This is a genomic window from Cohnella sp. GbtcB17 (genome assembly GCF_019091135.1).
In the GTDB taxonomy this organism is placed as follows: Bacteria; Bacillota; Bacilli; order Paenibacillales; family Paenibacillaceae; genus Cohnella.
This window is the reverse complement of the sequence record NZ_JAGXJW010000511.1, coordinates 1-233: the sequence shown is the minus strand read 5'-3', so window position 1 is coordinate 233 and position 233 is coordinate 1. Positions and strand designations below refer to the sequence as shown.

At 62.2% G+C, this 233-nt stretch carries 1 protein-coding gene; it reads right to left on the bottom strand.

The features are described from left to right. A partial coding sequence (locus tag KVT38_RS34305) for a hypothetical protein (RefSeq protein WP_483298219.1) occupies positions 1-233 on the bottom strand: 233 nt, incomplete at both ends.

The following is a 233-nucleotide window of genomic DNA, read 5'->3' as shown; positions in this document are numbered from 1 at the left end:
CGAATATCGCGTTCAGCTCCTGCCGGGACACAGGCTCGAACGGGCGAAACGGCTGCGAAGCGTCGCCCATCAGTCCCTGCGCCAAGTCGCTGCGAATGCCGTCGTACGCCCAGGAGTTCGTATTAAGATCAGCCGGGATCGTGTCCTTCGAATCGTCTGCCTGCAAATTCAGTGCCCGGGCCAGCAGAACGGCGTCCTCTTGTCGCGAGATCGGCCGATGCGGCAGGTAGCTC